The organism is Bradyrhizobium sp. CB3481, assembly GCF_029714305.1.
Classification (GTDB): Bacteria; Pseudomonadota; Alphaproteobacteria; order Rhizobiales; family Xanthobacteraceae; genus Bradyrhizobium.
Window position 1 is genome coordinate 1055347 of the sequence record NZ_CP121647.1, and the last position, 26417, is coordinate 1081763.

A 26417-nucleotide genomic window follows, 5' to 3' on the forward strand; every position below is an offset into this window, starting at 1 on the left:
ATCGAAGGACCATGAAATGGCGATTGTGCAGCCGCGCGGCCGTATCGTACCTGTTCTCCTGTCAGGCGGCAGCGGCTCGCGGCTGTGGCCGCTGTCGCGCGAGACCTATCCCAAGCAGTTGCTCTCACTGCTCGGCGAAAACACGCTCCTGCAACAGACCGCGCTGCGGGTTGGCGATCGCACGCTGTTCACCGAGCCGATGGTGATTGCCAATGCCGACCATCGCTTTGCCATCGGCGAGCAGTTGCACGCGGCCGGCGTTGATCGTCCGACCATCGTGCTCGAACCGTTCGGCAGGAATACCGCGCCGGCTGTCGCCGTCGCAGCCTTGCTCGCCGGCGAAAGCGACCCTGACGCCGTAATCCTGGCGATGCCGGTGGACCACTGGGTGCGCGATCATGCCGCGTTTCGCGACGCGATATCGACGGGCATCACGGCGGCGCGCTACGGCCGTTTCGTTCTGTTCGGCGTCCGGCCGTCATCGGCGGCGACCGGGTTCGGCTACATCCGGATGGGCGACGAGTTGGAGGCCGCGCCGCCGATTCGCAGCGTGGCAGGCTTTGTCGAGAAGCCCGACCTGGTGACGGTCGAACGCCTGCTCGCATGCGACGAGCACGTCTGGAACAGCGGCATCTTCCTGCTGCCGGCGCGTCAATTCATCGACGAGCTGGCGCAGCGGGCGCCGGAAGTCCTGGCTGCCTGCCGGAACGCGCTGGCCGGCGCTAGGCGCGATCTCGATTTTCTCCGGCTGGACGCAACCGCCTTCGAGGCGTGCCCGTCGATCTCGATCGATTACGCGGTCATGGAAAAGACCGGCAACGCCGTGGTCGTCCCCGCCACGTTCGACTGGAGCGACGTCGGAAGCTGGTCGGCGCTATGGTCGATGGCGGAAAAGGACTCTTCGGGCAATGTCGTGGTCGGCGATGCCGTCGTGGAGGACGCGTCGGGCTGCTATGTCCGCGGTGACGGACAGCTCGTTGCGGCGCTTGGCGTCGAGGATCTCGTCATTGCCACCTCGCCCGACGTGGTGCTGGTCACCAGCCGCAAGCGCGACCAGGACGTTGGAAAGCTGGTCGAACGCCTGAAAGCCAACGGCCATCGGTCGGCGACCCAGACCCACAGTGTCCACCGTCCGTGGGGCTACTATCAGTCGATCCATGCCGGCGATCGCTTTCAGGTCAAGCGCATCACGGTCAATCCCGGCGCCAAGCTGTCATTGCAGAAGCATTATCATCGCGCCGAGCATTGGGTCGTGGTGAACGGCACCGCAATCGTCACGCGCGATGACGAGGAGATCCTCTTGCGCGAGAATGAATCGATCTTCGTGCCGCTGGGGTGCATGCATCGCCTGGAGAATCCCGGCAAGGTCCCGCTCAATCTGATCGAGGTGCAGTCCGGCAGTTATCTCGGCGAAGACGACATCGTCCGGGTTCAGGACATCTATGACCGCGTCTGAGATGCGCCTTGGGGAGGCAGCATCCGCATCAAGGACGCAGCGCGCCGATGGTCACATTTGCGTGCGTTACAAAGGGAGGCGGCAATGAGCGCTAAGCAGCAGGTCAAGGAGCTGGTGAAGGACGCGTTCCCCTCGGTATGGCTGCAATGGCATTTCATGAGGCGCCCGAAATCGGCGGAGCGGGAACTCTCCTATCTCGACAAGATCATTCCCGATGACGCAGTTACGGTCGACGTCGGCGCGAATTGCGGCCTCTACACGCGGCGGCTGGCGCGGCTTTCCCGGCAGGTTCATGCCTTCGAGCCGTCGCAGCAAATGGCAAGGCTGCTCCGCCGAACCTCGGCTCGGAACGTGTTTATTCACGAGATCGCGCTGTCGGATCATGACGGTGATGCCGAGCTGTTCATTCCACAAGGCGAGGACGGCCTGGTCCATGGCCTGGCCTCGCTGGAGGCGCGGGTCGGTTCATCGGGCAGATCGATTTCTGCCCATGTGCCGATTGCCCGGCTCGATGCCGTGATCGACCAGGATGTCGCGTTTGTGAAGGTCGACGTCGAAGGCCATGAATTGAATGTGCTCAATGGCGCGGTCGAACTCGTCGAACGCTGCCAGCCGGTCTTCCTCGTCGAGGCGGAGGACCGCCATCGCGCCGAGGCAACGCGATCGGTGTTCGAGTTCTTTCGGGAAAAATCCTATCGCGGCTTCTTCCTGAAAAACAATGATGTGATCGCCGTGGAGCAGTTCGATTCGACCAGGCTTCAGGACGCCGATGCGCTGCGGCCGGACGGCGGCCGCAAGGACGGGCGGTTCTACGTCAACAACTTCTTTTTCTTCCCCCGCCATCTCGACGGTGAATCGCTGCTGAGCAGCTAATTCGCTGTTTCACCTTACATCCCCATCGATGCGGCTGCGGCCGCGCGGTGGGCTCTTCAGACAGGAACCGCAATGCATATAGCGATGATTGGCGCCGGCTACGTCGGGCTGGTGTCAGGGGCGTGCTTTTCCGATTTCGGCCATCAGGTGGTTTGCATCGACAGCAACGCGGAGAAGGTGGCCGGTCTCAACGATGGCGAGATGCCGATCCACGAGCCCGGCCTTGCCGAGCTGGTGGCGCGGAACGTCGCCCAGGGCCGGCTATCGTTTGCCAGCGACCTGAAATCGGCCGTCAGCGAGGCGGACGTCGTGTTCATCGCGGTCGGCACGCCATCGAGGCGCGGCGATGGCCATGCCGACCTTTCCTATGTCTATGCAGCGGCGCGCGAGATCGCGACCGCGCTGCCGGACAAAGCGGTGGTGGTGACGAAATCAACGGTGCCGGTCGGCACCGGCGACGAGGTCGAGCGCATCATCCGCGAAGAGAATCCCCAAGCTGCGGTCGCCGTCGTCTCCAATCCCGAGTTCCTGCGCGAGGGCGCAGCGATCCGTGATTTCAAGCATCCCGATCGAATCGTGATCGGAACGGACGACGCGCGCGCCCGCAGCGTGATGGCGGAAGTGTACCGGCCGCTTCACCTCAACGCCTCGCCAATCCTGTATACCGACCGCCGCACCGCGGAGCTGACCAAATACGCCGCCAACTCGTTCCTTGCCACCAAGATCGCCTTCATCAACGAAATCGCCGATCTCGCGGAGAAGGTCGGCGCCAATGTGCAGGAAGTCGCGCGCGGCATCGGCCTTGACAACCGGATCGGGCAGAAATTCCTGCATGCCGGCCCCGGCTTCGGCGGCTCCTGCTTCCCGAAGGACGCGATGGCGCTGATCAAGACGGGCCAGGACAATGAATCGCCGCTGCGGATCGTGGAGACGGTGGTCGCCGTTAACGACCAGCGCAAGCGGGCGATGGCGCGTAAGGTCGCGAATGCGTTCGGCGGCAATATCCGCGGAAAGTCGATTGCAGTGCTCGGCGTCACCTTCAAGCCCGACACCGATGACATGCGCGATGCGCCTTCCATTCCGCTTATCACTGCGCTGCAGGACATGGGCGCTGAGGTCCGGATTTTCGATCCGGTCGGCATGGAGCAGGCCAAGAGGGTATTCGAGAACGTCACCTTCTGCGAGAACGCCTATCGCTGCGCCAAGGGATGCCACGCACTCGTCATTGTTACCGAATGGGAACAGTTCCGGGCGCTGGATCTCAAGGAGCTGGCGGCCATCATGGCCTGTCCCGTCATTGTCGACCTCAGAAACATCTATTCGCAGGACGAGGTCGAGCGGAACGGCTTTCTGTATTGCGGCGTCGGCCGCCCGAAATCCGTGGCGTACTGAGATGCGCCGTCATGACATCGGCGAAAGGAGGCACGCATGATGCCGGATCAGCCCATTCTGGTAACGGGCACCGCGGGATTTATCGGATTTCACGTGGCGCAGCGGCTATTGCAGTCCGGCCACCGCGTCGTCGGGGTCGACAATCTCAATGGGTACTATGACCCGCGGCTGAAAGAAGCGAGGCTGGAGATATTGCGCAACGATCCGCGCTTCCAGTTCGAACTGCTTGACGTAGCCGATCGCGTTGCGATGCCGGCGCTGTTCGCCCGCCACCGTTTTCCGGTCGTCATCCATCTGGCGGCGCAGGCGGGTGTGCGCTACTCGCTGCAGGATCCGCATGCTTATGTCGACGCCAATCTGGTCGGCTTCACCAATATCCTGGAGGGATGCCGGCACAATGGCTGCCGTCATTTGCTGTTCGCGTCCTCCTCGTCGGTCTATGGCGCCAACAGGAAGCTGCCGTTCTCGGTGCATGACAATGTCGATCATCCGATCAGCCTTTATGCCGCGAGCAAGAAGGCCAATGAGCTGATGGCGCATTCCTACAGCCACCTCTATGGCATCCCCTGCACCGGCCTGCGGTTCTTCACGGTGTATGGCCCGTGGTACCGGCCCGATATGGCACTGTTCGTGTTTGCGAACGCGATTGTCCGCGGGGAGCCGGTCAAGCTGTTCAATGGCGGCCGGATGCTGCGCGATTTCACCTATGTCGACGACGTCACGGAAGCGCTGGTCCGCCTGATCGATCGCGCACCGCAGGGCGGCCAGCCCCAGTTGGGCGCCGCTCCGGATCCGGGATCGAGCATCGCGCCGTGGCGCATCTACAATGTCGGCAACAACAAGCCGCAAGAATTGCTGCTCGTGCTCGATATCCTCGAGCAGGCGCTGGGCCGCAAGGCGAACAAGGAAATGCTGCCGATGCAGCCCGGCGACGTGCCGACGACCTATGCCGATGTCGACGATCTCGTGCGTGACGTGGGTTTCCGTCCCTCGACGCCGATCGAGGACGGCATTCATAAGTTCGCGGCCTGGTATCGCAGCTATAACGAGGCTTGATCGTTGCGAAAATCCCGCGGCGTGGCGCCAAACCTGTCCTTGAACGTGCGCGTGGCATGGGCGGCGTCGGCAAAACCGCATTGATGCGCGAGCGCGGCGATCGATACGTTCGCCAGCGAAGCCTGTCGCAGCAGGTCTTTGAATAGTTCGACGCGCAGATGAAGGACATGACGTTCGAACGTTGTGTCGCGGTCGGCGAAGACGCGGTGAAAGGTTCGCTCCGAAATGTCAAACTCTGTGGCGAGTGCCGACGCCGATCTGATGTCACTGATATTCGTTCGCAGATAGCGATCGATCAGGTGGAACAGGTCGCCACGGCCGAGCTGGTGGCTATCGCCACCTGCGATGCGCAGTAGGGCTGACAGATAGGCGACCATATCGGGCCTGCCGCCGGTTGCCGGTGCGCCGGGAACGGAGATCGCCGCCTGCACGAAACTCGCTATCATGCGTGCCATCGTGCCCGACAGCGGCACCGGTTTTGCGCAGAGCCGTTCGGCTTGCGGGGCCACCCTTAACAGCGATGCGGCGGGGACGGTGGCGATCAGCACTTCGGCGCGTTGCTCGGGGCCGAACAGGCGGTCCTCGAATGGACGCCGTGCATCATAGAGCACGCCATAGCCGGGCTCGATCGTGCCTTCATTGCCGGCTTGCGCCATGGCGCTGCGGCCGCGGCGCTGGAAATCGAACATGAATTCGTCCGAGCCGGCGCGGCTCACCAGCCTGGCGTCGCGGGTGTAGCATTGCGGGCTGCTGTCGAAGCGGACGAGTTTGGCATCGCCGATCTCGACAAACTCGAAATGGCCGCTGACCACAGCCGATCCGATCGGCCGGGTCTCGATATTGGCGAACGAGCGGCAGATCGCTTCGGTCCAGAACGCCTGGCGCTCCGTCGGGCGGATCGGGTCGGTGGAGACGCTGATCGGCATTGCCTGCACGAGGTCGGTTGCGGTCCCGCAGCGTCGCCCAGGAGAGGTGGCTCTGGCAAGGGCCGCTGGCGCGACGTGGCAGGCTCATTCAAGACGGGGTGCCCGGGCGGCCGTAGCCTAGCCGCCAATTCCGGAGAATTCGGTCCGATATGGTACGCACAAAGCCATCTGCCGGCATCGCCGCCGGTCATCCGCTCGCCCCGCTCACGGAGGCCGAAGTCGCGCAGGCAGCCGACATTTTGAAGCGACAAAAGCAGCTCGGACCGAACGCGCGGTTTACCCATGTGCAGCTCGAGGAGCCGGCCAAGTCCGACGTTCTCAGCTGGAAGCCGGGCGAGGTCGCCACGCGCCGCGCCACCGTCACCTTGTTCGACTGCAAGACTGGCGCGACGCATATCGCGACCGTTGATCTCGACGAAGAGTTGGTCACGGAATGGCGGGAGTATTCAACCAAGGCCCATCCCTATGGCCAGCCGCCGATCACGATCGAGGAAGTCTTCAAGGTCGGCGACATCGTCAAGGCCGATGCGGACTGGCGGCGGGCGATGACGCGGCGCGGCCTCTCCGATGCGGACATCGAGCTGGTCCAGGTCGATCCATTCTCGGCCGGTTATTTCGACCGCGAAGTGGAGAAGGGCCGCCGGCTGGTCAGCGCCGTGTCCTACTGGCGCAAGGACGCGAAGGACAACGGCTATGCGCACCCGATCGAAGGCGTGGTCGCGCTGGTCGATCTGATCGAGAACAGGATCGTTCATCTCGTCGACGAGCCCGACATCATTCCGATCCCGAGAAAATCGCGCAATTACGACCGCGCATCGATCCCGCAAACCCGCAACGACGTGAAGCCGCTCGATATCGTGCAGAAGGACGGCCCGAGTTTTACGGTCGAAGGCTGGAAGGTCGCCTGGCAGAACTGGTCGTTTCGCGTCGGCTGGACCGCGCGCGAGGGCCTCGTGCTGCACCAGATATCGTTTCGCGACGGTGGTCAGGAACGGCCGATCATCTATCGGGCCAGCGTCACCGACATGATCGTTCCCTATGCCGATCCGACCGCCAACCATTTCTGGAAATGCGCCTTCGATGCCGGGGAATACGGCCTCGGCAAGCTCGCCAATGCGCTCGAGCTCGGCTGCGACTGCCTCGGCCACATCCACTATTTCGACGTGCCGGTCGCCGACGATTACGGCCAGCCCACGGTCATGAAGAATGCGATCTGCCTGCACGAGGAGGATTACGGCATCCTCTGGAAGCATTACGAATTCCGCAACGAGACCTTCGAGGTACGCCGCTCGCGCCGTCTCGTCATCTCGTTCTTCACCACGGTTGGAAATTACGACTACGGCTTCTTCTGGTACTTCTACCAGGACGGCACCATCCAGCTCGAGGTCAAGCTGACCGGCATCATCCAGACCGCGGCGGTTGCATCCAACAAAGCTTATCCGTGGGGCGGCATGGTCGCCGACAATCTCGGCGGCCCCACCCACCAGCATTTCTTCAACGCCCGCCTGCACATGATGCTGGACGGCGAGGGCAATACCGTCACCGAGCACGAGTTCCGGCCACGGCCATGGGGCACCGACAACCCCTATGGCAACGTGTTCGACACCACAACACGGGTGCTGTCGCGCGAGCGCGACGCGGTGCGCGAGGGCGACGGACGGACCGGGCGATACTGGAAGATTACCAATCCCAACCGGAAGAACAGCGTCGGCGGCCCGACGGCCTACAAGCTGATCGCGCACAGCGCGCCCGTGATGCTGGCGCAGCCGGGCTGCTACATGACCGAGCGCGGCGGCTTTGCAACCAAGCACATCTGGGTCACGCGCTATGCCGCCGACGAGCGCTATGCCAGCGGAGAATTTCCGAACCAGCATGCCGGCGGCGACGGCCTGCCGAAATATGTCGCGAAAAACCGTTCGATCGACAACGAGGATATCGTCGTCTGGCATAGTTTCGGGGCGACGCATGTCTGCCGTCCCGAGGATTTCCCGGTGATGCCGGTCGAATATGTTGGCTTCACGTTGAAGCCGAACGGCTTCTTTGCCGAGAACCCCGCGATGGACCTGCCGCCTGATCGGAATAGCGCCAGCCGCGACAACCGCGACGAAGGTTCGTGCTGCGGCTGACGATATGCGTTCGCTTCTTCAACTCATCCAGCAAGGAGACTGACCATGAATCGCAGGAAGCTCCTCAGGATTGCCGGTGCCGGTATCGCTTCGACAGCCGTCGCGGCGCCCGCTATTGCCCAATCAGCTCCGACTTTGCGCTGGCGTCTTGCCACCTCGTTTCCAAAGTCGCTGGATACGCTGTACGGCGCCTGCGAGATGTTCGCGAAAGCCATCGGCGAACTCTCCGACCAGAAATTCCAGATCGGGGTATTTGGCCCGGGCGAGATCGTGCCGGCATTCCAGATCTTCGATGCGGTGGCGAACAACACCGTGGAGATGGGGAACAGCGCCTCCTACTACTACATCGGCAAGGACCTGGCGTTTGCCTTCGGCACGGCCGTTCCGTTTGGTCTCAATACACGGCAGATGAATGCCTGGCTCACCTATGGCGGCGGCCTCGATATGCTCAATGAACTCTATGCCACGTTTGGCGTTGTCGGCTTCCCGTTCGGCAATACCACCGCGCAGATGGGCGGCTGGTTCCGCAAGGAGATCAAGACGCTCGATGATCTCAAGGGACTGAAATTCCGCGTCGGCGGCGTGGCGGGGCAGGTGCTAAGCCGTCTCGGTGTCGTGCCGCAACAGATTCCGCCCGGCGATATCTATCCGGCGCTGGAGAAGGGCACGATCGATGCCGCCGAGTGGATCGGTCCCTATGATGACGAGAAGCTCGGCTTTCTCAAGGTCGCGCCCTATTACTATTATCCCGGCTGGTGGGAAGGCTGCGCCAACGGCTTCCTCTACATCAACAGCGCGAAATGGGCCGAGCTGCCAAAGCTGTATCAGAACATGGTGACGATTGCCGCGGGCCAGGTCGCGGCCGACCTCACTGCCAAGTATGACGCCCGCAACGCCGCCGCCATCAAGCGGCTGGTTGCCGGCGGCGCGCTGCTCAGGCCGTTCTCGAACGACATTCTCGATGCCTCGTTCAAGGCGACCAATGAGCTGTTCGCCGAGGTTTCGGCCAAGAATGCGAAGTTCAAGGCGCTGTATGATTCGGTGATCGCCTTCCGCAATGAGCAGTATCAGTGGCATCAGGTCTGCGAGGCCACCTACGACAATTACATGATCAGGCGTATCCGCGCCTGACGGCCGGCATATCGGGAGCTTGGAAAGTGGACATCCGCACCGGCCGGCCGGTCACGCAGGCGACAAACGGCATGGTGACGTCGCCGCATTCGCTGGCCTCCGCCGCCGGCCTCGACGTGCTGCGCGCCGGCGGCTCCGCGATCGATGCCGCGATCGCAACCAGCGCCGTTCTGGCCGTGGTCTACCCGCACATGACCGGGCTCGGCGGCGATGCGTTCTGGCTGATTCACGATGGCGCCAGCGGCGAAATCCGCACCCTCAATGGCGGCGGCAAGGCAGCCGAAGCCGCAACCATTTCCGCACTCGAAGCGCGCGGGCTGAATGAGATTCCGCTTCGCGGAACCGTGCCGGCAACGTTGACCGTGCCGGGCGCAGTGGCTAGCTGGATCGAAGCGCACGCCGTCCATGGCCGCCTGCCGCTCGGCCGCGTTCTGGAAAGCGCTATTGCTTACGCGCGCGACGGTTTTCCGGTCACCGGCCGCCTTGCGGGTTTCATCGAGATGATGCGCGACGACCTCTTGCGGGATCGGGAAGCCGCCGTGCTGTTCTTTCCACAAGGCACGGCCGCACCGACCGGCGCGAGACTTTCCAACGCAAATCTAGCGCGCACGCTGCAATCGATCGCCGATCATGGCTGGGAAGGATTTTATGGTGGTCCGGTCGCCGCCGGCATGGCGCGCTTCTCGGAACAAAATGGCGGCCTGTTCCGGCTCGGCGATTTCGGCCGGCAAAAGGCTGTCTGGGGCGAGCCGCTCGTCGGCCACTACCGCGACGTCACGGTCTTCAACACGCCGCCGCCGACGCAGGGCTTTACCGTGCTGGAGATGCTTAACCTTCTCGAGCCCCACGAACTGCATCGCAAGGATTTCCTCGGGCCCGACCATGTGCATCTAATGGTGCAAGCCAAGCAGATCGCCTATCACGACCGCGACCAGATGCTCGCCGATCCCGCCTTTGCCGAGGTGCCGGTCGAGCGGTTGATCTCGAAGGAATATGCGGCCGCGCGCGGCCGGCTGATCGACGGGCGATCGGCATTGAGGTGGGATATGGTGCCCTCCCACGGCAGCCTGTCCGGCGACACGGTCTATGTCGCCGCCGTTGATCGCGATGGCAATGCGGCCTCGCTGATCCAGAGCCTGTACGGGGCGTTCGGCTCCTGCGTGGTGGTGGGAAACACAGGCGTCATCCTGCAAAATCGCGGCGCGTACTTCTCGCTGGACCGCAGCCACCCCAATCGTCTCGAGCCCGGCAAGATCCCGCTGCATACGTTGATCGCCTCGATGGCCAAGTGCGACGGAAAGCTTTGGAGCGTGCTCGGCTGCATGGGCGCCGACGGCCAGCCGCAGATCCAGCTGCAACTCTACTCGGTGATGATCGATTTCGGGCTCGACATCCAGGAAGCGCTCGAGATGCCGCGGTTCCTGTCCGGCCGCTTCGCGCTCGGCGAGGCGCGCGACACGCTGCATATCGAAAGCCGCTTCTCCGAGGCCACGATCGACACACTCGCGCAGCGTGGTCACATCATCAATCGCTGGGAAGCCTGGAACGAAATGGCCGGGCACGCGCATGGCATCACGATCGATCCACGGAACGGCACCTTGAGCGGCGGTTCCGACCCGCGCAGCGATGGCGCGGCGATCGGTTATTAGCACAGGGCTGTCATTGGCCCGCTCCTTTGTTTTGCGCTACCACTCCCTGTGAGTGGAGTGACGCCGATGCCGTTTTGGACCTGCGAACAATGTGGCGCCCAGTTTCCCGAAAGTGCCGGGCCGCCGCCGGCGTGCCCGGTCTGCGAGGACGAGCGGCAGTTTGTGAACTGGAAGGGCCAGAGATGGCTGACACGCGAAGAGCTGGCGAAGGGGCACAAGCTCGCCTGGCGCGATGATCTCGGCATTCCCGGCATCGCTGTCAAGCCGGGTTTTGCCATCGGGCAGCGCGCGCTGCTGGTGCCGGAGGCCGGCGGCTGCGTGATGTGGGACTGCGTGCCGCTCGCGACACCTGAAGCCATCGACTACGTCCGCTCGCTAGGCGGACTGAAGGCGATCGCTGTTTCGCATCCGCATTATTATGGCGCAGTCGCCGACTGGAGCGAGGCGTTCGGCGGCGTACCGGTCTATCTGCATGGTGATGACAGCGCTTTCGTCACGCGGCCGCATCGAAGCATCGTGCCGTGGACCGGCGATATCAATCGAATCTCCGACGACATCCTGCTAGTGCGGACCGGCGGACATTTCGCCGGTGCTACCGTCCTGCATTGGCGTGCCGGCGCGCAAGGCAAGGGCGCCTTGCTCACCGGCGACATCGCGATGGTCGCGATGGATCGCCGCTCGCTGTCCTTCATGTACAGTTATCCGAACTACATTCCGCTCAACGCGACCGCGGTGCGCCGCATCGCGGCCGCGATGGAGCCGCTGGCGTTCGACCGCATCTATGGCGCGTGGTGGGGCCGCAACATCGAAGGCGGCGCCAAGGCGGCATTCGAAATGTCCGTGAAGCGATATATCGCCGCCATCTCCGGCTGAACGAGCAACGATTGCTTCCCCTAGCGATTCCCCGCGCCAGCCGCGGCTGCGCCGCGCGGCATCGGCGCCGGCTTCTGCGACGGCTGCAGCGGAATGGTGCTTTTGGGTTCGTTGAGCCAGCCGGTCAGGCGCGACATCAGGCCCGGCTGCTCGACGGTCCGCGCTTCCTGCACGAACGGGTCGGTATAGCACTGGGCACCCGCGGCCTTGGCGATCCGCGCTACCGCGTCCGTCATCGCCGGCGCGCCGGCGGTATAGACCACGTCGTTGGGCGTGAGCTTTGGCAGATGATCGGTCGGCCGGCCGCCGCTGCGGACGGCGTGCGAGACCTGCTGCGGCTCCGACACCATCGGGATCAGAGTGACATTGGGGAATAGCGCCAGGCGGCAGAGCGCCGTGTGCATGTAGAGCGAGCGCAGGCTCCGCGCCTGCACGATGAACACCATTTCGCGTTTCGGCTGCTCCATGATGGCGGCGACGGCGACCGACCACATCGGGGCAAACCCGGTGCCGCTCGCGACCAGAACGATACGGCCCTCATGATCCTGCCGGAAAAACGCACGGCCGTACGGCCCCATCAGCTTGACGCGGTGTCCGGGGCGGATGTCGTGGCCGAGCGACGAGGAGACCAACCCGCCGGAGACCTTGCGGATGTGAAAGTGCAGGAGGTGGTCGTGCGGCGATCCTTCCAGTGGAAAGGTCGGGCTGTAGGACCTTGCCGGGAAGCCTTGAAACTGCAGCTTGCAGTATTGGCCGGGAAGGTAGTCGAGCGGCTTCGGCAGTTCGATGTCGACGCCGACAACGTCGGGCGCGAGCTGGACCGTCTGCGCCACTTCCGCTGTCAGTGCCACCGGCTCGGGAGCCGCCTCGATCGAAATCTCGAGATCGGAGACGATTCGCGCCTGGCAGGCATGGATCATCTCGTCGCCCGGGCTGTGGCCGCCATACACCTGACCGTCGACCAGGCGCACGCGGCAGGCACCGCAAATGCCGGAGCGGCAGTCATGCGGGAGATCAACGCCGTTCATCAGCGCCCAATCGAGCAGCAGCTCGCCGCGGTTCGCCAGGAACGGCTCGTCGTTGATCGTGACCTTGCAAATCTTCGTCATTTATTCCACCTCGATACGAATAGGCCGGACGTGCCGTGTATGTCTGATCTGGCTGTGGTCGAATGCGGCGACCCGCATGTGGACGCCGCTTCGGATCGGCACGTCAAACTCGCTTGTGGTGTCGAGCCGGCGCTTCACCTCCAGCGCCCACAGGCCGGAGGCCCAGCGGGCGGCGGATCGAACGTCGGCGCGGTCGCCCGAGAATTCGCCGCTCAGGATGACGCCGGGGATCACCGTCCCGACCGGGATGCGCCCATCCAGCTCGGTCGAATAAGGAACAGAGTCCTGCTCGGTCATGAACCAGCGGGCGCCGTCGCTTTCGCCATGATCGGGATCGAGATCGATGTCGCCCAATGCGTCGGATGTGGCTGCCACGACCTTCGGCAGGCGCAGCGGGGCGACCAGGCGGCTGCGGCGCGGACCGCCGGTAAGGTCGGCTTCGACCGTGAAATTGTCGCGGTAGTTCGCCGTTCCCGGATCGGGCGCGAAGCCGCCCTTGTAGGGCACGACGTTCGCCGCCTGCATCGGCGTCGGATTGAGCGGCGGTCCGAAATGGGCGTCATCCATCCAACCGGCTGCACTGCTCGTCGCCTTCCACTGCCAGACATCGGCGTAGCCCGAGGCCGTGTAGTGCAGTCCGCGTCCGCTCATGGTGGCCGGCGCGCCGGCAACCGGCTGCGGCCCGGGATGGAAGGTGCGTCCGCCCGCCAGCGTGACGTCGGAGGTGGTCAACAGCACCGAGAACTTATCTTCGTTGTACTGATGTTCGTCGCCGACCTGAAAGCCGGAGTGCAGCAGGTGCCATCCGTCGGTCTGCTTGATCAGCGGCAGGTGCTTCAGCGAGCGCGTCGAGTCTTCCCAGGTAAAAAGGAAATAGGCGTAGGTGCCGTCATGCACCGCGCGGATTTCGATTCGGGTTTCGCCTTTGCCGTCAAAATTTCCGCCTTCGCCGGTCAGCAGCGAGAATGGCCTGACGTTTCGCCAGGCCCGATCGGAGGTGTCGCCATCGAGGATCGGGGCATCCGCGGGATTGATGCGGCGAACTTGCACGCTGTCTACCGCGAGCCGGTCGGTCGCCACCAGCAGCGAAGCGCCGGTGATCGCAGCGGCGGCGGCCACCACGAAGGCGTTGGCCTGCAGGGTCGGGTTTCGCGAGCGCGCCGGCCCGGCTTTGGGTTGCGGCGGCCGACCTGCGTCCGGCGCTCTGTCGCGGCGCGCATCGGCGCGCGGCTGCAGCGGGTGGGACGAGACCTCGGGCGGCGCGTCGGTCTCGCGCTCCGGCAGGCGCGCCGATTTCTCGGCAAGCAGGCCCAGCAGCTCGACCGCATCGAGCCGCGGCGGCGGCGCGGGCAGGGGCGCCGGACGGAAAATGCGCAGCAGCTGCGCAACGCCGCCGCTCTTGTACTGCGTCAGGACGTGAAGGACGACGAAGGCGAGAATCACCCAGGTCCCGACCCAGTGCAGCATCGCGACGTCATAGCCGGAGTAGAAGCCGAAATAGAGCAGGCCGCCGCTGACCAGCAGGCCGGACATCGTGATGAAGAAGATCCAGTACATCAGGGCGATCACGGCGCTGAGCCTGGACTGCCCGCGTCTGAACAGGCCGCGCAAGCGAACCCTGTCGAGCTGAACGCGGCGCCCAAGTCCGGAGCGGAGCATGTAGACGATGTAGCCGATCGCGACGGCGACGAGCACGATCGCCGCCTGCATATGCGCGATCCATACGCTGTCGCGCGGCAGTACGGCATCGAACCAGTTGATCCAGGTGCGGTCGGGCGTTTCGGTCGCAATGCGTAAACCGGTAACGAGCGCAACGGCGAATGCCGCGACGAACGTCCAGTGTAAAATAATGGTTCCATAGTCCGTCTTACGCTGCCGCACGCATACGCCCCGCTACTTCTCTTCCGAAGCAGCAACCGCGCCGATCCCATCAACCGCCGATGTCGCTGCCGTATCGATGATGGTCTCTTGGGCCGTAGCCGAGACTCTCGTTGAGATCGTCCTTTGGCGGGCACAGAGTGACCTTTACGCCCGCCGCGTGAGCCGGATCGGCGAACGCGCTTCTTGGATGTTCCGGCCTCCAGCGTCCCGAAAGCATCGGGAGCGCCGGAGGCCGTGCCGCGCGCCGCTATCCCCACATGTGATGCAAATGCGCCACCTCGGGCGCCGGTGAATGGTCGTCGACATTCGCCGGCGCCGTGATGTCGGCGGTCGCGAACGCCGCCGGCTCGGCGGCGGTCGGTGTTTCGGCTGTCGGCGGCGCGGCGGGCGTCCCCAGCACCTCGGCGACCGTCACGCCGTCCGTATTGTAGGTGCCTCCGGTCACCGGGACGCTGTGGCCGCCGATATCGGTGGCATTGCCATGCATCTGGTCCGCCGCCGCGGTGACCAGCGCCGCGTTACCCGTCTGCAATCCCTTGATCATCGCGGCGATCTCGCCGCCGAGCGTGCCGTCGAGTTCGCCAGCGGCCTTCTCGAACGCCCTGAGATCGTCGATCAGCGCGGCGATCGCCTTGCCGTCCTGGCTGCCCACCAGGTCGGTGGCCTGCTTCCCAAGCGCGTTGGACTGCGCGATGAAATTGGCGACGAGCGCCGTCTCGACGGGACTGTCGAGGTGGTTCGGCCCTGGACCGGCGGCATCCGGCAACGCCGGAGTGCTGCTGATGCCGCCTGGCGTCACCATATCGGCCAGCTTGGTGTCGGCTTGAATGACCTCGATGATGTCGTGGATGTTGTCGCTGCTGGCCTGTGCTGCGGTGGGGCTTGCCTCGGGGTCGTTGATATAGGCGAGCTCGAGTTGCAGTTGCTGGACGATCTGGTCGGCATGGGCGCCGGTCAGCCCATCAAACAGCTTTGGGTCGGCTTTCATCAGCGCCTGGATGTCCGAGATCACTGTGTTGATGTCGTCGGTGATCTGCGTGCGGTTGTCGTCAGTCACCCCGCCAAGGATCTGGCTGGCGACATCGTCGAACAGTGCACCGATCTCCGCAAGGCTGTGCGGCGTTGCCGGTGCGGTGGGCGCAGGCGCATCGGGTGTGGGATTCGCCAGCGCCGTATCGGTGCTGACGGCATTTATGATGCTGGTGGCGCGCAGCGTTTGCTGGGCGCCGGCGGCGCTAACCAACGCTCCTGCCACGCCCGTGGTGGCGTTGGCAGCTGAAATCGCGCTGGTGATATCGGACAGGATCGCCTGGACATGGCCGAGTGCGGCGGCGCCGGAAAACTGGCCGGCATGGAGTTCGGCCAGGAGATTGTTCTGGACCATCGCGAGATCATTGGTGCGAGGCGCAGGGCTGACGGCGCCCGGATCGGCGACGCCTTGCGGCGAAGCATCCATCGCCGGCGGGGCCGTGCCGATGGAAGTGGCGCCGAGATCGGAAAAACCCGAACCGATCGGTCGTGCCGCCGGTTGGTTAGGAAGCTGCGTTTCCTCCGGCAACGTCGGCGACGGTGAGGCCGGTGCGACGGGCGGACTGGCGACGTCACCGATCGGGAGATCGGTATCGGCGTCGGGCTGATCTCCGGAAGGGAAGCGAGCCATTGTTGATCCCCTGTTATTTCCTTGGAGTTCTTGATGTATGGGCGCGGCCATCCGCCGGGGAGCAGGATGCGCGCAAGGTGAAGGATCATCGAGCTTCGTGGCGTCTTTCGGCCGACACCGCGACCATTGAGCGCCGAAGCAAGGTTATAGACGGACGAATCCGTGACGCACGCGGCGCTAAAAAATGACGAATGAGGCATACGCGAATACCGGTTTCTTTGTGCACTTTTTAACAATCTGAGGCGCTGATGGATTCCGTTTCTTCAGCGTCGCGGTAACGCGATACAACGCGGCGTTTGCCATCGTTCGACCCACGAGCGAACGTGAACAATCGGCATTCGTCGCATTCTCGCCGAAAAATGGTCCGCATCGCGCGTCAAGGAGACCGTCAGGGAGATCCGCCCGTCGCGCGGGTCGAAGGGCAATTCAATGCGTATGGCTCAAGGCCAGCCACAGGCGCGAGCAGTGCAGGTGTCGCGGGCAATTTCCGGCCTGCGTTCGACGCTGGCCGCCGACGATCCGGTCGCGACCGCGCTCCGCGCGAGCGCGCGCCGCATGATCGGCGTCGCCGTATTCAGCGGCGTCATCAACATCCTGATGCTGTCGGGATCGATCTATATGTTGCAGGTATACGATCGGGTGATTCCGAGCCGCAACCTCGCGACCCTGTTCGGTCTGTCCCTGATGGTGCTGATCGCCTATGTGGTGCAGGGATATTTCGACGCGATGCGGTCGCGGATGCTGTGCCGGATCGCCACACTGTTCGACGCCAGCCTGCAGGCCTCGATCCATTGGGCGCTCGCCATCCTGCCGCTGCGCGGCGTCAAGCCGGTCCTGATGCAGCAGCCGCTGCGCGATCTCGATCAGGTGCGCACCTTTATGTCGGGCATGGGGCCGACGGCATTCCTCGACATGCCCTGGATCCCGGTCTTTCTGCTCGGCCTGTTCCTGTTTCACCCGGCGATCGGCTTCACGGCGCTGCTCGGCACGCTGGCGATCATCTCCATGACCCTGCTGAACGAGCGGATCTCGCGCGGTGCGGCCAAGGCGGCGATGGACATGAACGCGCAGCGCCAGGTGCTGGCGGATGCAACGCAGCGTAATGCGGAAATCGTGCGCGCCCTCGGCATGACCGACCGATTGACGGCACGCTGGTCGGAGGCCAACGAACGCTATCTGCAGGAAAATATCCGCTCGACCGACGTCCACGCCAATCTCGGCTCGGCCGCCAAGGTGCTGCGTTACGTCCTGCAATCGGGCATGCTCGGCATGGGCGCCTATCTCGTCATCGCCGACAAGGCCTCGGGCGGCATCATGATCGCATCCTCGATCCTGATGGGGCGTGCGCTGGCGCCGGTTGAAATCGCGCTCGGCACCTGGAAGCAACTCTCCGCGGCACGCCAGGGCCTCGCCCGCCTGCGTGACATCTGCAAGGCGACTGCGCCGCCGCCGACACCGCCGGTGATGCTGCCGCGTCCGACCCGCGAATTGTCCGTGCAGAATCTCGCCGTCGCCGCGCCCGGCCGCGATATGCCGATCGTCGCCGGCGTCACGTTCTCGCTCAAGGCCGGCTCGGGGCTGGCGCTGCTCGGGGCGAGCGCGTCGGGCAAGACGTCGCTGTCGAAGGCGTTGGTTGGAATCTGGCCGGCGCATCGCGGCGCGGTGCGGCTCGACGGCGCCGCGCTCGATCAATGGCGCAACGAGGATCTCGGCCGGCACATCGGTTATCTGCCGCAGGATGTCGGCTTGTTCGATGGGACCGTGGCCGAGAACATCTGCCGCTTCGAGGAGAACCCGAGTTCGGACGCCATCCTCAGGGCGGCGCAGATCGCCGGCGTCCATGACATCATCCTGCGGCTGCCGGAGGGCTATGCGACCCGGATCGGCGCCGGCGGCATATCGTTGTCGGCCGGGCAGAAGCAGCGCGTCGGCCTGGCCCGCGCCGTCTACGGCGATCCGTTCCTGCTTGTGCTCGACGAGCCCAACGCCAACCTCGATGCCGACGGCGAAAATGCCCTGACGCGCGCTATCGGGATCATGCGCCAGAACAAGTCGATCGTCGTCGTGATCTCGCATCGCCCCAGCGCGCTCTCCGCGCTCGACATGACGATGGTGCTTTATGAGGGCAAGGCGATCGCGTTCGGGCCGAGCGAGGAAGTCTTCGCGCGCGTCCGCAAGGCCGGTGGCAGCGGCAAGGGGCCGCCGACGCCCGCCCCGACGCCGGCACAGCAGCCCGCACCGCAGGCCAAGGCCGAACCGCGCGCGTCACTTGCCGAAAGTGTTTCGTCATGAAGAGTTTCGACGACGCCCATTCCGACGAACGCGTGCGGAGCCGGTTCGGAGGAACCGATGAAGACGCCGCCGCGCCGCAGGGCCAGGCACTGATTCTCGAGTTGCAGCGATTGCGACAGGCGTTCGAGCAGGACAATCTGCCCGAGCAGCGGCAGCCGCTTCGTCGCCCGCCGCAGGACGACCGCGCCGCCGCGCGGCGTCCGCGTCCCGGCCGCCCGAAGCGGGGCAAGAAAGGCAAGATGGGGCGGGTGCTCAACGCGTGGCTCGGTCCCTTCGGTTCGTCCCAGCCCGACGATGTCGATATCGAGCCGCCGGCGCCGCGCGCTCGCCGCGCGCACGAGCCGCAATTCCGACCCGCGCCGCCGCCGCCATCGTCCGGCCGCGCGCGGGGGCCGGTCGATCATGCATGGCGGAACGAGCGGCAAGCGCGCGGTCCGATCATCGCGCCCGACGACCCCTCGCTCCTGAACATCCCGAGGTCGCGACCGGAAGTGTTGCAGATCGACGAGCGGCGGGAGCCGCCGCGCATCGAGGCGCCCCAATTGGCGCCGCCGGCTCCGGCCGGTGTAGTGTCCGACCGTTCGGTGGCAACGATCGTCCGCAACGGCGTGACCGCCGGGGTGGCCTTCCTCGCGAATCGCAATGCCGCGGTGGATGCGGCTGCGCCCGGCGAGAGCATCACGCAGCGGGCGGGGCGCGCCTACGAACATGAATTGCGCACCGGCCTGCGGGCGCTGCTGATCGTCGGCGGACTGGCGGGCGGCTGGATGGCGTTCGTGCCGCTGTCGGGCGCCGTTGTGGTGCCGGGCAATCTGGTGGTGCAGTCCAACGTCAAGGCGATCCAGCATCCGACCGGCGGTGTGGTCGCGAAAATCCCGGTCCATAACGGCATGCGCGTCAATGCCGGCGATCTCCTGTTGCGGCTGGATTCGACGCAGGCCCAGGCCAGCCTGCAGGTCGTCAGCAAGCAGCTCGATGAAGTCCGCGCCAAGATCGCGCGGCTGGTCGCCGAGCGCGACGGACAGCCGAAGCCGGCGATACCGCCCGAACTGTCGACCCGGCTGGAAGATCCCAACGTCAAGACGCTGCTGGCCTCCGAGGCAGCGCTGTTCAGGGCGCGGGTGACCGCGCGCGAGAGCCAGAAGGAGTTGCTGCAGAGCAAGGTGTCGCAGCTCGGCGAGGAGATCATCGGTCTCGACGCGCAGGTCGTGTCCAAGGGCAAGCAGCTCGAGCTCATTACCGGCGAACTCACCGGTGTTCAGGATCTTTTCGACAAGCGTCTGGTGCCGCTGGCGCGGCTGACGACCCTGCAGCGCGAGAGCGCCAGAATCGAGGGCGAGCGCGGCCAGTTGCTTTCCACGATCGCCGAGACCAAGGCCAAGGTTGACGAGGCCAAGCTTCAGATGGTCCGGCTCGACCAGGACGTCCGCACCGAGGTGGTCAAGGAGCTCGGCGAAGCGCAGGGCAAGGAGGCCGAGCTGTCGGAGCGCGCGGTCGCCGCGCGTGACGTGCTCGAGCGCATCGAGATGCGCGCGCCGACCTCGGGCGTGATCCATCAGCTCGCGGCCCACACCATCGGCGGCGTCGTTCGCGCCGGCGATACCATCATGGAGGTGGTGCCTGACTCCGACGACCTGCAGATCGAGGCGCGCTTGCAGCCGAACGATATCGATCAGGTGCGCAAGGGCCAGCAGGCGTTCGTCCGCTTCTCGGCCTTCAACCAGCGGGTCACGCCGCAGTTGATCGGGCAGGTGTCGTTCGTTTCGCCCGACACCACAAAAGACCAGCAGAGCGGCATGTCCTATTTCACCGTCAGGATCATGCTGCCGGAGGAGGAGCGCCGGCTTCTGGCCGGGCTACAGCTCGTCTCCGGCATGCCGGCGGAAGTGTTCATGCAGACCGGCAGCCGGACCATGCTGAGCTATCTGTTCAAGCCGATCATGGATCAGTTCCAACGCGCCTTTGTCGAGCGGTAGCCTGCAAGCCCGTCATGCCCGGGCTTGACCCGGGCATCCACGTCCTGGTCTTAGCACGGCAGGACGTGGATGGCCCGGGACAAGCCCGGCCATGGCGACGCGGGACCTTGAACGGAGCGTTCCCGCAATCTTGCCACTTCAGATGGCGGCGCTATATCAGGGCTTTCCGCCCTGCCTTGCGTTGATTGCGAGACCCGTATGACCACGACCACCACCCCTGAATCCCAGCCGTTCCAGGCCGAGGTTGCCGAGCTTCTGAACCTGATGGTGCATTCGGTCTACTCGGAGACCGACATTTTCCTGCGCGAGCTGATTTCGAACGCGTCGGACGCCTGCGACAAGCTGCGCTATGAGGCGATCTCGGCGCCGGAATTGATCGCCGACGGCGCCCCGCCAAAAATCCGCATCGTGCCCGACAAGAAGGCCAACACGCTCGCCGTCGTCGACAGCGGCATCGGCATGGACCGCCAGGAGCTGATCGACAATCTCGGCACCATCGCGCGCTCCGGCACCAAGTCGTTTCTCTCCCGCCTCACCGAAGCCAAGGACGGTGCCAACCTGATCGGGCAGTTCGGCGTCGGCTTCTATGCCGCGTTCATGGTCGCCGAGCGCATCGTGGTCACCAGCCGCCGCGCCGGCTCCGATCAGGCCTTCGTCTGGTCGTCCTCCGGCGGCAGCGGATTTGAAATTGCGCCGGCGAGCGAGGAGGACGCGACGCGCGTCACCCGCGGCACCGAGATCGTGCTGCACCTGAAGAAGGAGGCGGCGAAATATCTCGAGACCCATGAGATCGAGCGCATCGTCCGCGCCTGGTCCGACAACATCCAATTCCCGATCGAACTGGTGCCGGAGGAAGGCGAGCCGCGCCAGATCAATTCGGCCTCAGCACTCTGGCAGCGGCCGAAATCCGAGCTCAAGCCGGAAGACTACAAGCAGGCCTACCAGCAGCTCGCCGGCGCGTTCGACGAACCCGCGATGACGCTGCATTACCGCGCCGAGGGCCGGCAGTCCTATGCGGTGCTGCTGTTCGCGCCGTCAACAAAGCCGTTCGACCTGTTCGACCAGGCGCGAAAGGGCAAGGTGAAGCTCTATGTTCGCCGCGTCTTCATTGCCGACGACGCCGATCTGTTGCCGGCTTACCTGCGCTTCATCCGCGGCGTGATCGACAGCGAGGACCTGCCGCTCAATATCTCCCGCGAGATGCTGCAAAACAATCCGCAGCTCGCGCAAATCCGAAAAGCCGTCACCGGCCGCGTGATCTCGGAGCTGGAAACGCTCGGCGAGAAAGAGCCGGACGCGTTCGCCAAGGTCTGGGACGCGTTCGGCGCCGTGATCAAGGAAGGCCTCTGGGAGGATTTCGAGCGGCGCGAGAAGCTGCTCGCGCTGTCGCACTTTACAACGACGAAGGGCGAGAATCGCTCGCTCAAGCAATATGTCGACGACATCAGGCCGAACCAGACTGATATCTACTATCTCACCGGCGAGAGCATCGAGCGGCTGAAGGCGAATCCGAAATTGGAATCCGCCACCGCCCGCGGCATCGAGGTGTTGCTGCTCACCGATCCGGTCGATGCGTTCTGGACCTCGGCACCGCTTGATTTCGGCGGCAAACCGCTGAAGTCGCTGAGTCAGGGCGACATCGATTTCGGCCTGATCCCGCTGCTGGATGAAACGGCCGAGGACAAGAAGGACGCGCCTGGCGCCGATGAAGCCACCACGATCGCCTTGATCAAGGATGCACTCGGCGAGCGCGTCTCCGACGTGCGCGCCTCGCAGCGCCTGACCTCGAGCGCCTCGTGCTTGGTCGCCGGCGGCGGCGCACAGGACCGCATGCTCGAGCGTCTGCTCGCGATGCAGAACAAGGGCCCGACCACCAAGCCGATCCTGGAAATCAATCTGCGCCATCCGCTGGTCGCGGCGATTGCCGGCGACAAGGACGCGGCAAAGGACCTGTCGTTCCTGCTGCTGGAGCAGGCGCAAATCCTCGACGGCGAATTGCCGGAAGATCCGGCCGCGTTTGCCAGCCGGCTCAATCAGCTGGTGCTGCGGGGGCTCGCGAAGGGGTAGGACGTTTCGCCGCGCGCTGAACCGGATTCCAAATCCGTCCGTATCTGCCACAACGAAGCGGGGTAGCCCAGATCGCTATGACGACGCCCGACGGCACCGACATCTTCTACGGCGCGATCCCGGTCTTTCGCGGCTTCGGCAGCCTGATGGATCCGGCGATGTATGCGCCGCTGCCGGATGACTGGACTGTCGGCGTCGCCGACATCGTGGAATCGACCAAGGCGATCGCGAACCAGCGCTACAAGGCGGTCAACATGGCTGGCGCTGCCGTGATTGCGGCCGTCACCAATGCGCTGGACGGGCGCGAATTCCCGTTCGTGTTCGGCGGCGATGGTGCGAGCTTTGCGGTGGCGCCCGCCGATCTGGTGCGCGCCCGTGAGGCGCTGGCGGCGACGGCTGCATGGGTCCGGCAAGATCTTGATCTGGTGATGCGGGTGGCGCTGGTGCCGGTGAAGGACATCCGCGCACAGGGCCTGGACGTGCGCGTTGCCCGCTTCGGCCCCTCGGCCAATCTGTCTTACGCGATGTTTTCCGGTGGTGGCCTCGGCTGGGCGGATGCCGCGATGAAGCGCGGCGCGTTCGCGGTGCCGGCGGCGCCGCCGGGCTCACAGCCGGATCTCTCCGGCCTCTCGTGCCGCTTTGAGGAAATGCCCGCAACGCGCGGGCTCATACTTTCCGTGCTGGTGGTGCCCACCAAGGACGCCGATCCGCGTGCCTTCCGCAAGGTGATCGAGGACATCATCAGCCTGGTCGAAGACTCGCCGGATGCCGGGCGGCCGGTGCCGGCGGGCGGCCCGCCGCTGCGCTGGCCGCCGGCGGGTGTCGAGTATGAAGCGCGCGCCGCGCGCGGCGGCCCGCTCCTGAAGCGGCGCACCGTGGTGCTCGCGGTGACGCTGTGGGCCTATGTCGTGATGCGCTTCGGCATCAAGGTCGGCAATTTCGTGCCGAAGAACTACGTGCAGCAGGTGGTGGAGAATTCCGACTTCCGCAAATATGACGACGGCCTGCGGATGATCCTCGATTGCACGACGGAGCTGGAAGGCGCGCTCACTGCGCTTCTGGCCACGGCGGCGTCGGAGAAAATCGTGCGCTACGGCCTGCACCGGCAGGACGCCGCCATGATGACCTGCTTCACGCCGTCAGTGATGCGTAGCGATCACGTCCATTTCATCGACGGCGCCCGCGGGGGATACGCGTCCGCCGCGACGGCGCTGAAGGAGATGGCGGCGTAGGCCGTCCCGATGTTAACCCCTCATGGTGAAGAGGCGCGAACGGGGTCCGCGCGAAGCGCGGCCCCGTTGGCGCCGTCTCGAACCATGTGGCCCGGCTGCTGCCATTCATCCTTCGAGACGACCGCTGCGCGGTCTCCTCAGGATGAGGTCTTACATCAAGGTGAGCTTCACCTTCCCACGCGCGTCCAGGTCTCGCCGCCGCAGAGCGCGCCGACGCAGCCTTCGACGCGCAGCGTATCCGGCCCCGCCACCGAGATGCTGCTCGCATAGGTGCCGCCGTCGTCGGCGTTGTAGATCTGGCCCGACCATTTGTTGGCGGCGACCGGCTGCATGCCGCTGAATAGCGGCAGCCCGAGCATTGGCCGCTTCTTCATCGCAGGATTCGGATTCTTGTCATCGACCTGCGGCTTGCCGGTGGCCTGATCGATCGGCTCCTTCAGGCTGACGATCACGCCGCAGATGCCGCCGCCGCACTTGCTGATCTTCACCCGCGCGTCGCCGGCCTGGGTCTGCCAGACTCCGCTCGGCTCGGCGGCACCTTGCGCGAAAGCGGATGTTGCGGCCAGAAATGCCGCGGTGACAGCGATGACGAGAGTTTTTGTGCAAGCCATGAATCATTCCCCGAAAAAAGCAGGCTTGCATAGCAACAAATCAGATTTGTGCAACGTACGATTGCGTGTGTGTGGCGTGAGCTGTGGGTTATTTGCCCCAGTCTGCGAGGCGAATCGACAGCGCCGTGCCGAGGCCATAAACGACCATGGCGCCGCCCACCAGCGCGAACAGGGTCCAGGCCGGTGCGCCGATCGAGGCCAGCAGCCAGCCACCGCCGCCGACGATCAATAGTCGCGCGGTGCCGGCCATCACGGGACCGCCGACCTTTGCCGCGCCTTGCGACGAGAAATAGAGGCAGGCGCCCATTCCAAAAAAGGCGAACGCCGGGCCTGCCCAGACGAGATAGGTCGAAGCAGCAGTGGTGACGCCGGGATCGCTGGTAAACATCGAGACCCAGAGCGAGGGCATGACTGCGACAATAAGTCCGATCGCGCCCACCGTGATGGCGGCCGCAGCGCCCGCGGTCCACGCCACCTGCCGCGCGCGCGTCACTAGGCCGGCGCCCATCGCCATCCCGACCATCGGCACGGAGGCGACGCCGAACGCGAAAGCGATCGGCGTCAGCAGAAATTCCAGCCGCGAGCCCATGCCGTAACCGGCCAGCGTCGCAGTGCCATAGCCGGCGAGAATTTTGGTGAAGATCAGCACGGTGAGCACCGTCTGCAGCGGCGACAGACAGGACACCGCGCCGACCTTGAGGATATCGAAAAACAGGTCACGCTCGAACTTGAAGCCCTTGAAGTTCAGCGTCAGGCGGCTGTTGCCGCTGAGCAGATACCAGGCGAGGAAGATCGCCCCGAGCGTGAAGGCCGTGAACTGGCCGGCGGCAACGCCGCCCATGCCTAGCTGGGGCAGGCCGAGCAGGCCGAGGCCGAGCGCGCCGCCAACCGCGACCTGAACGAGTGCCGTGCCGATCAGCGTCACCGAAGGAATCCGCATGTCGCCGGTGCCGCGCACTACCGAGGCCAGCGTGTTGACCAGCCATATTGAAATCGCACCGGAGAACAGCACGTGCGAATATTGCATCGCTTCGTCGAGCACGCCGCCGCGTCCGCCAAGCAGCGTATAGAACGCGCGGCCGAACACCAGCATCGTCACCGTGAAGAACAGCCCCGCGCAGGCGCCGATCATCGCCGCATGCAACGCCAGCGTCGCTGCGCGGTCGCGATTTCCCGCGCCGAGCGCGCGGCTGATGGCGGAGGAAACGCCGCCGCCCATCGCGCCCGCCGACATCATCTGGGTAAGCATGACGAACGGAAACACCAGCGCGACGCCGGCGAGCGGCTCGGTGCCGAGCCGGCCGATATAGGAGGTCTCGGCGACCGCCACCAGCGTGGTGCCGACCATGGCGATCGCATTGGGGAGCGCGAGTTTCAACAGCGTCGGCAGGATCGGGGAGGTGAGGATCGCGCTGGTCGGCGCTGAGGGAACCGCGGCGGGACGCATGTCGATCGGGGCATCAATGGTCATGCGTCACCGGTGACCCAAATCAATAGATTATGGATGACATATTATTTAGCGGTTATGCTCCAAGCCACCTGCGGCGAATGCAGGGGTCACCATGGCAGGCCGCATAGGTCGATTATTCCATCGCGCGGCTTGCGCGTGAAATCGAATATGTAGGGGGCCATGACTTCGAAGCGAATTCTTCCCTCCGGCTGTTCGGCATAGACTTCGCCCTCAAAACGGTGCCAGCCGCGCGCCTGGTAGAACGCCTCGTTGTGCGGCTCGCAGAACAGGATCGCAAACCTGACGGCTTCGTGATCGCGCAGCATCCTGATGGCGGCGTTCAGCGCCAGCGTGGCGTAGCCGCGGCCGCGGCAATCCTCACGGGTCGAGACGCCGCCGATGCCGCCGATCTGCACCTTGCGCCCGTCCCAGGTGCCGGTCCGGAAATAGACGCCGACATGGCAGGCAAGCCCGGGTGTCGGCGAATCCTCCGGCGCGTCGATCAGCACACGCAGATCCGCGTTCGCCCATTTGACGCGGCCCCAGGGCAATTTCTCCAGGACATGGCGAGGCCAGACCGCCTGCATCAGCGGCTCGGCCCGTCGCCATGAGGAGTCCCCGTTCAGAACGTCGATTTCGATGCTCATTTCACTGCCA

Annotated in this window: 19 protein-coding genes; 12 read left to right on the plus strand and 7 right to left on the minus strand. The window is 64.7% G+C overall.

Annotated features, from left to right (window positions below):
* The first annotated feature begins 16 nt into the window (after window positions 1–16).
* From QA643_RS05025 to QA643_RS05040, 4 genes are all read left to right on the plus strand, one after another.
* Window positions 17–1456, plus strand: a complete 1440-nt coding sequence (locus QA643_RS05025; protein ID WP_283032100.1) for a mannose-1-phosphate guanylyltransferase/mannose-6-phosphate isomerase — start codon at window positions 17–19, stop codon at window positions 1454–1456.
* Between the two features lie 84 nt (window positions 1457–1540).
* Window positions 1541–2329: an FkbM family methyltransferase gene (locus tag QA643_RS05030; RefSeq protein ID WP_283032101.1), complete on the plus strand. Its 789-nt coding sequence runs from the start codon at window positions 1541–1543 to the stop codon at window positions 2327–2329.
* A gap of 72 nt (window positions 2330–2401) precedes the next feature.
* Entirely contained in the window at window positions 2402–3721 is a 1320-nt protein-coding gene (locus QA643_RS05035; RefSeq protein WP_283032102.1) for a UDP-glucose/GDP-mannose dehydrogenase family protein, read from the plus strand.
* 39 nt (window positions 3722–3760) lie between these two features.
* Window positions 3761–4777, plus strand: coding sequence for an NAD-dependent epimerase (locus QA643_RS05040; RefSeq protein WP_283034714.1), 1017 nt, complete (start codon window positions 3761–3763; stop codon window positions 4775–4777).
* Here QA643_RS05040 and QA643_RS05045 read toward each other — a convergent pair.
* Entirely contained in the window at window positions 4762–5703 is a 942-nt protein-coding gene (locus QA643_RS05045) for a helix-turn-helix domain-containing protein (protein ID WP_283032103.1), read from the minus strand. The genes QA643_RS05040 and QA643_RS05045 overlap by 16 nt on opposite strands.
* A 149-nt stretch (window positions 5704–5852) precedes the next feature.
* Here QA643_RS05045 and QA643_RS05050 point away from each other — a divergent pair, with 149 nt between their 5' ends.
* From QA643_RS05050 to QA643_RS05065, 4 genes are all read left to right on the plus strand, one after another.
* Window positions 5853–7829 (plus strand): primary-amine oxidase, encoded by a 1977-nt coding sequence (locus QA643_RS05050; protein WP_283032104.1) that lies wholly within the window; start codon window positions 5853–5855, stop codon window positions 7827–7829.
* 45 nt (window positions 7830–7874) lie between these two features.
* Complete coding sequence (locus QA643_RS05055) at window positions 7875–8960, plus strand: TRAP transporter substrate-binding protein (RefSeq protein WP_283032105.1); 1086 nt, start codon at window positions 7875–7877, stop codon at window positions 8958–8960.
* 26 nt (window positions 8961–8986) lie between these two features.
* On the plus strand, window positions 8987–10609 hold the full coding sequence (ggt, locus tag QA643_RS05060; protein WP_283032106.1) for a gamma-glutamyltransferase: 1623 nt from the start codon (window positions 8987–8989) through the stop codon (window positions 10607–10609).
* A 66-nt stretch (window positions 10610–10675) separates the two neighbouring features.
* Window positions 10676–11482, plus strand: coding sequence for an MBL fold metallo-hydrolase (locus QA643_RS05065; RefSeq protein ID WP_283032107.1), 807 nt, complete (start codon window positions 10676–10678; stop codon window positions 11480–11482).
* A 20-nt stretch (window positions 11483–11502) separates the two neighbouring features.
* Here the strand turns inward: QA643_RS05065 and QA643_RS05070 are convergent, their stop codons facing one another.
* From QA643_RS05070 to QA643_RS05080, 3 genes are all read right to left on the minus strand, one after another.
* Window positions 11503–12591, minus strand: coding sequence for a 2Fe-2S iron-sulfur cluster-binding protein (locus QA643_RS05070; RefSeq protein ID WP_283032108.1), 1089 nt, complete (start codon window positions 12589–12591; stop codon window positions 11503–11505).
* Entirely contained in the window at window positions 12592–14472 is a 1881-nt protein-coding gene (locus QA643_RS05075; RefSeq protein ID WP_283032109.1) for an ethylbenzene dehydrogenase-related protein, read from the minus strand.
* A 247-nt stretch (window positions 14473–14719) separates the two neighbouring features.
* Window positions 14720–16132 carry a hypothetical protein gene (locus tag QA643_RS05080; protein ID WP_283032110.1) on the minus strand — a complete coding sequence of 471 codons (1413 nt, stop codon included), beginning with the start codon at window positions 16130–16132 and terminating at the stop codon, window positions 14720–14722.
* A 555-nt stretch (window positions 16133–16687) separates the two neighbouring features.
* On the opposite strand from QA643_RS05080, the gene QA643_RS05085 reads away from it, so the two are divergent.
* The 4 genes from QA643_RS05085 (at window position 16688) to QA643_RS05100 (ending at window position 23699) form a co-directional block, all read left to right on the plus strand.
* The gene (locus QA643_RS05085) at window positions 16688–18424 is read left to right on the plus strand and encodes a type I secretion system permease/ATPase (protein WP_283034715.1); all 1737 of its coding nucleotides are present in this window, start codon (window positions 16688–16690) and stop codon (window positions 18422–18424) included.
* Window positions 18421–20400 carry an HlyD family type I secretion periplasmic adaptor subunit gene (locus QA643_RS05090; protein ID WP_283032111.1) on the plus strand — a complete coding sequence of 660 codons (1980 nt, stop codon included), beginning with the start codon at window positions 18421–18423 and terminating at the stop codon, window positions 20398–20400. Before QA643_RS05085 ends, QA643_RS05090 begins: the two co-directional genes overlap by 4 nt.
* 198 nt (window positions 20401–20598) lie before the next feature.
* The gene (gene htpG / locus QA643_RS05095; RefSeq protein ID WP_283032112.1) at window positions 20599–22467 is read left to right on the plus strand and encodes a molecular chaperone HtpG; all 1869 of its coding nucleotides are present in this window, start codon (window positions 20599–20601) and stop codon (window positions 22465–22467) included.
* A 77-nt stretch (window positions 22468–22544) separates the two neighbouring features.
* Window positions 22545–23699, plus strand: coding sequence for a DUF3095 domain-containing protein (locus QA643_RS05100; protein ID WP_283032113.1), 1155 nt, complete (start codon window positions 22545–22547; stop codon window positions 23697–23699).
* A 167-nt stretch (window positions 23700–23866) separates the two neighbouring features.
* On the opposite strand, the gene QA643_RS05105 is transcribed toward QA643_RS05100, so the two are convergent.
* The 3 genes from QA643_RS05105 to QA643_RS05115 form a co-directional block, all read right to left on the minus strand.
* On the minus strand, window positions 23867–24310 hold the full coding sequence (locus QA643_RS05105) for a DUF2147 domain-containing protein (protein ID WP_283032114.1): 444 nt from the start codon (window positions 24308–24310) through the stop codon (window positions 23867–23869).
* Between the two features lie 88 nt (window positions 24311–24398).
* A complete protein-coding gene (locus QA643_RS05110) occupies window positions 24399–25781 on the minus strand; it encodes an MATE family efflux transporter (protein WP_283032115.1) in 1383 nt (460 codons plus the stop codon).
* A gap of 86 nt (window positions 25782–25867) precedes the next feature.
* Window positions 25868–26407 (minus strand): GNAT family N-acetyltransferase, encoded by a 540-nt coding sequence (locus QA643_RS05115; RefSeq protein ID WP_283032116.1) that lies wholly within the window; start codon window positions 26405–26407, stop codon window positions 25868–25870.
* Between the last annotated feature and the right edge of the window lie 10 nt (window positions 26408–26417).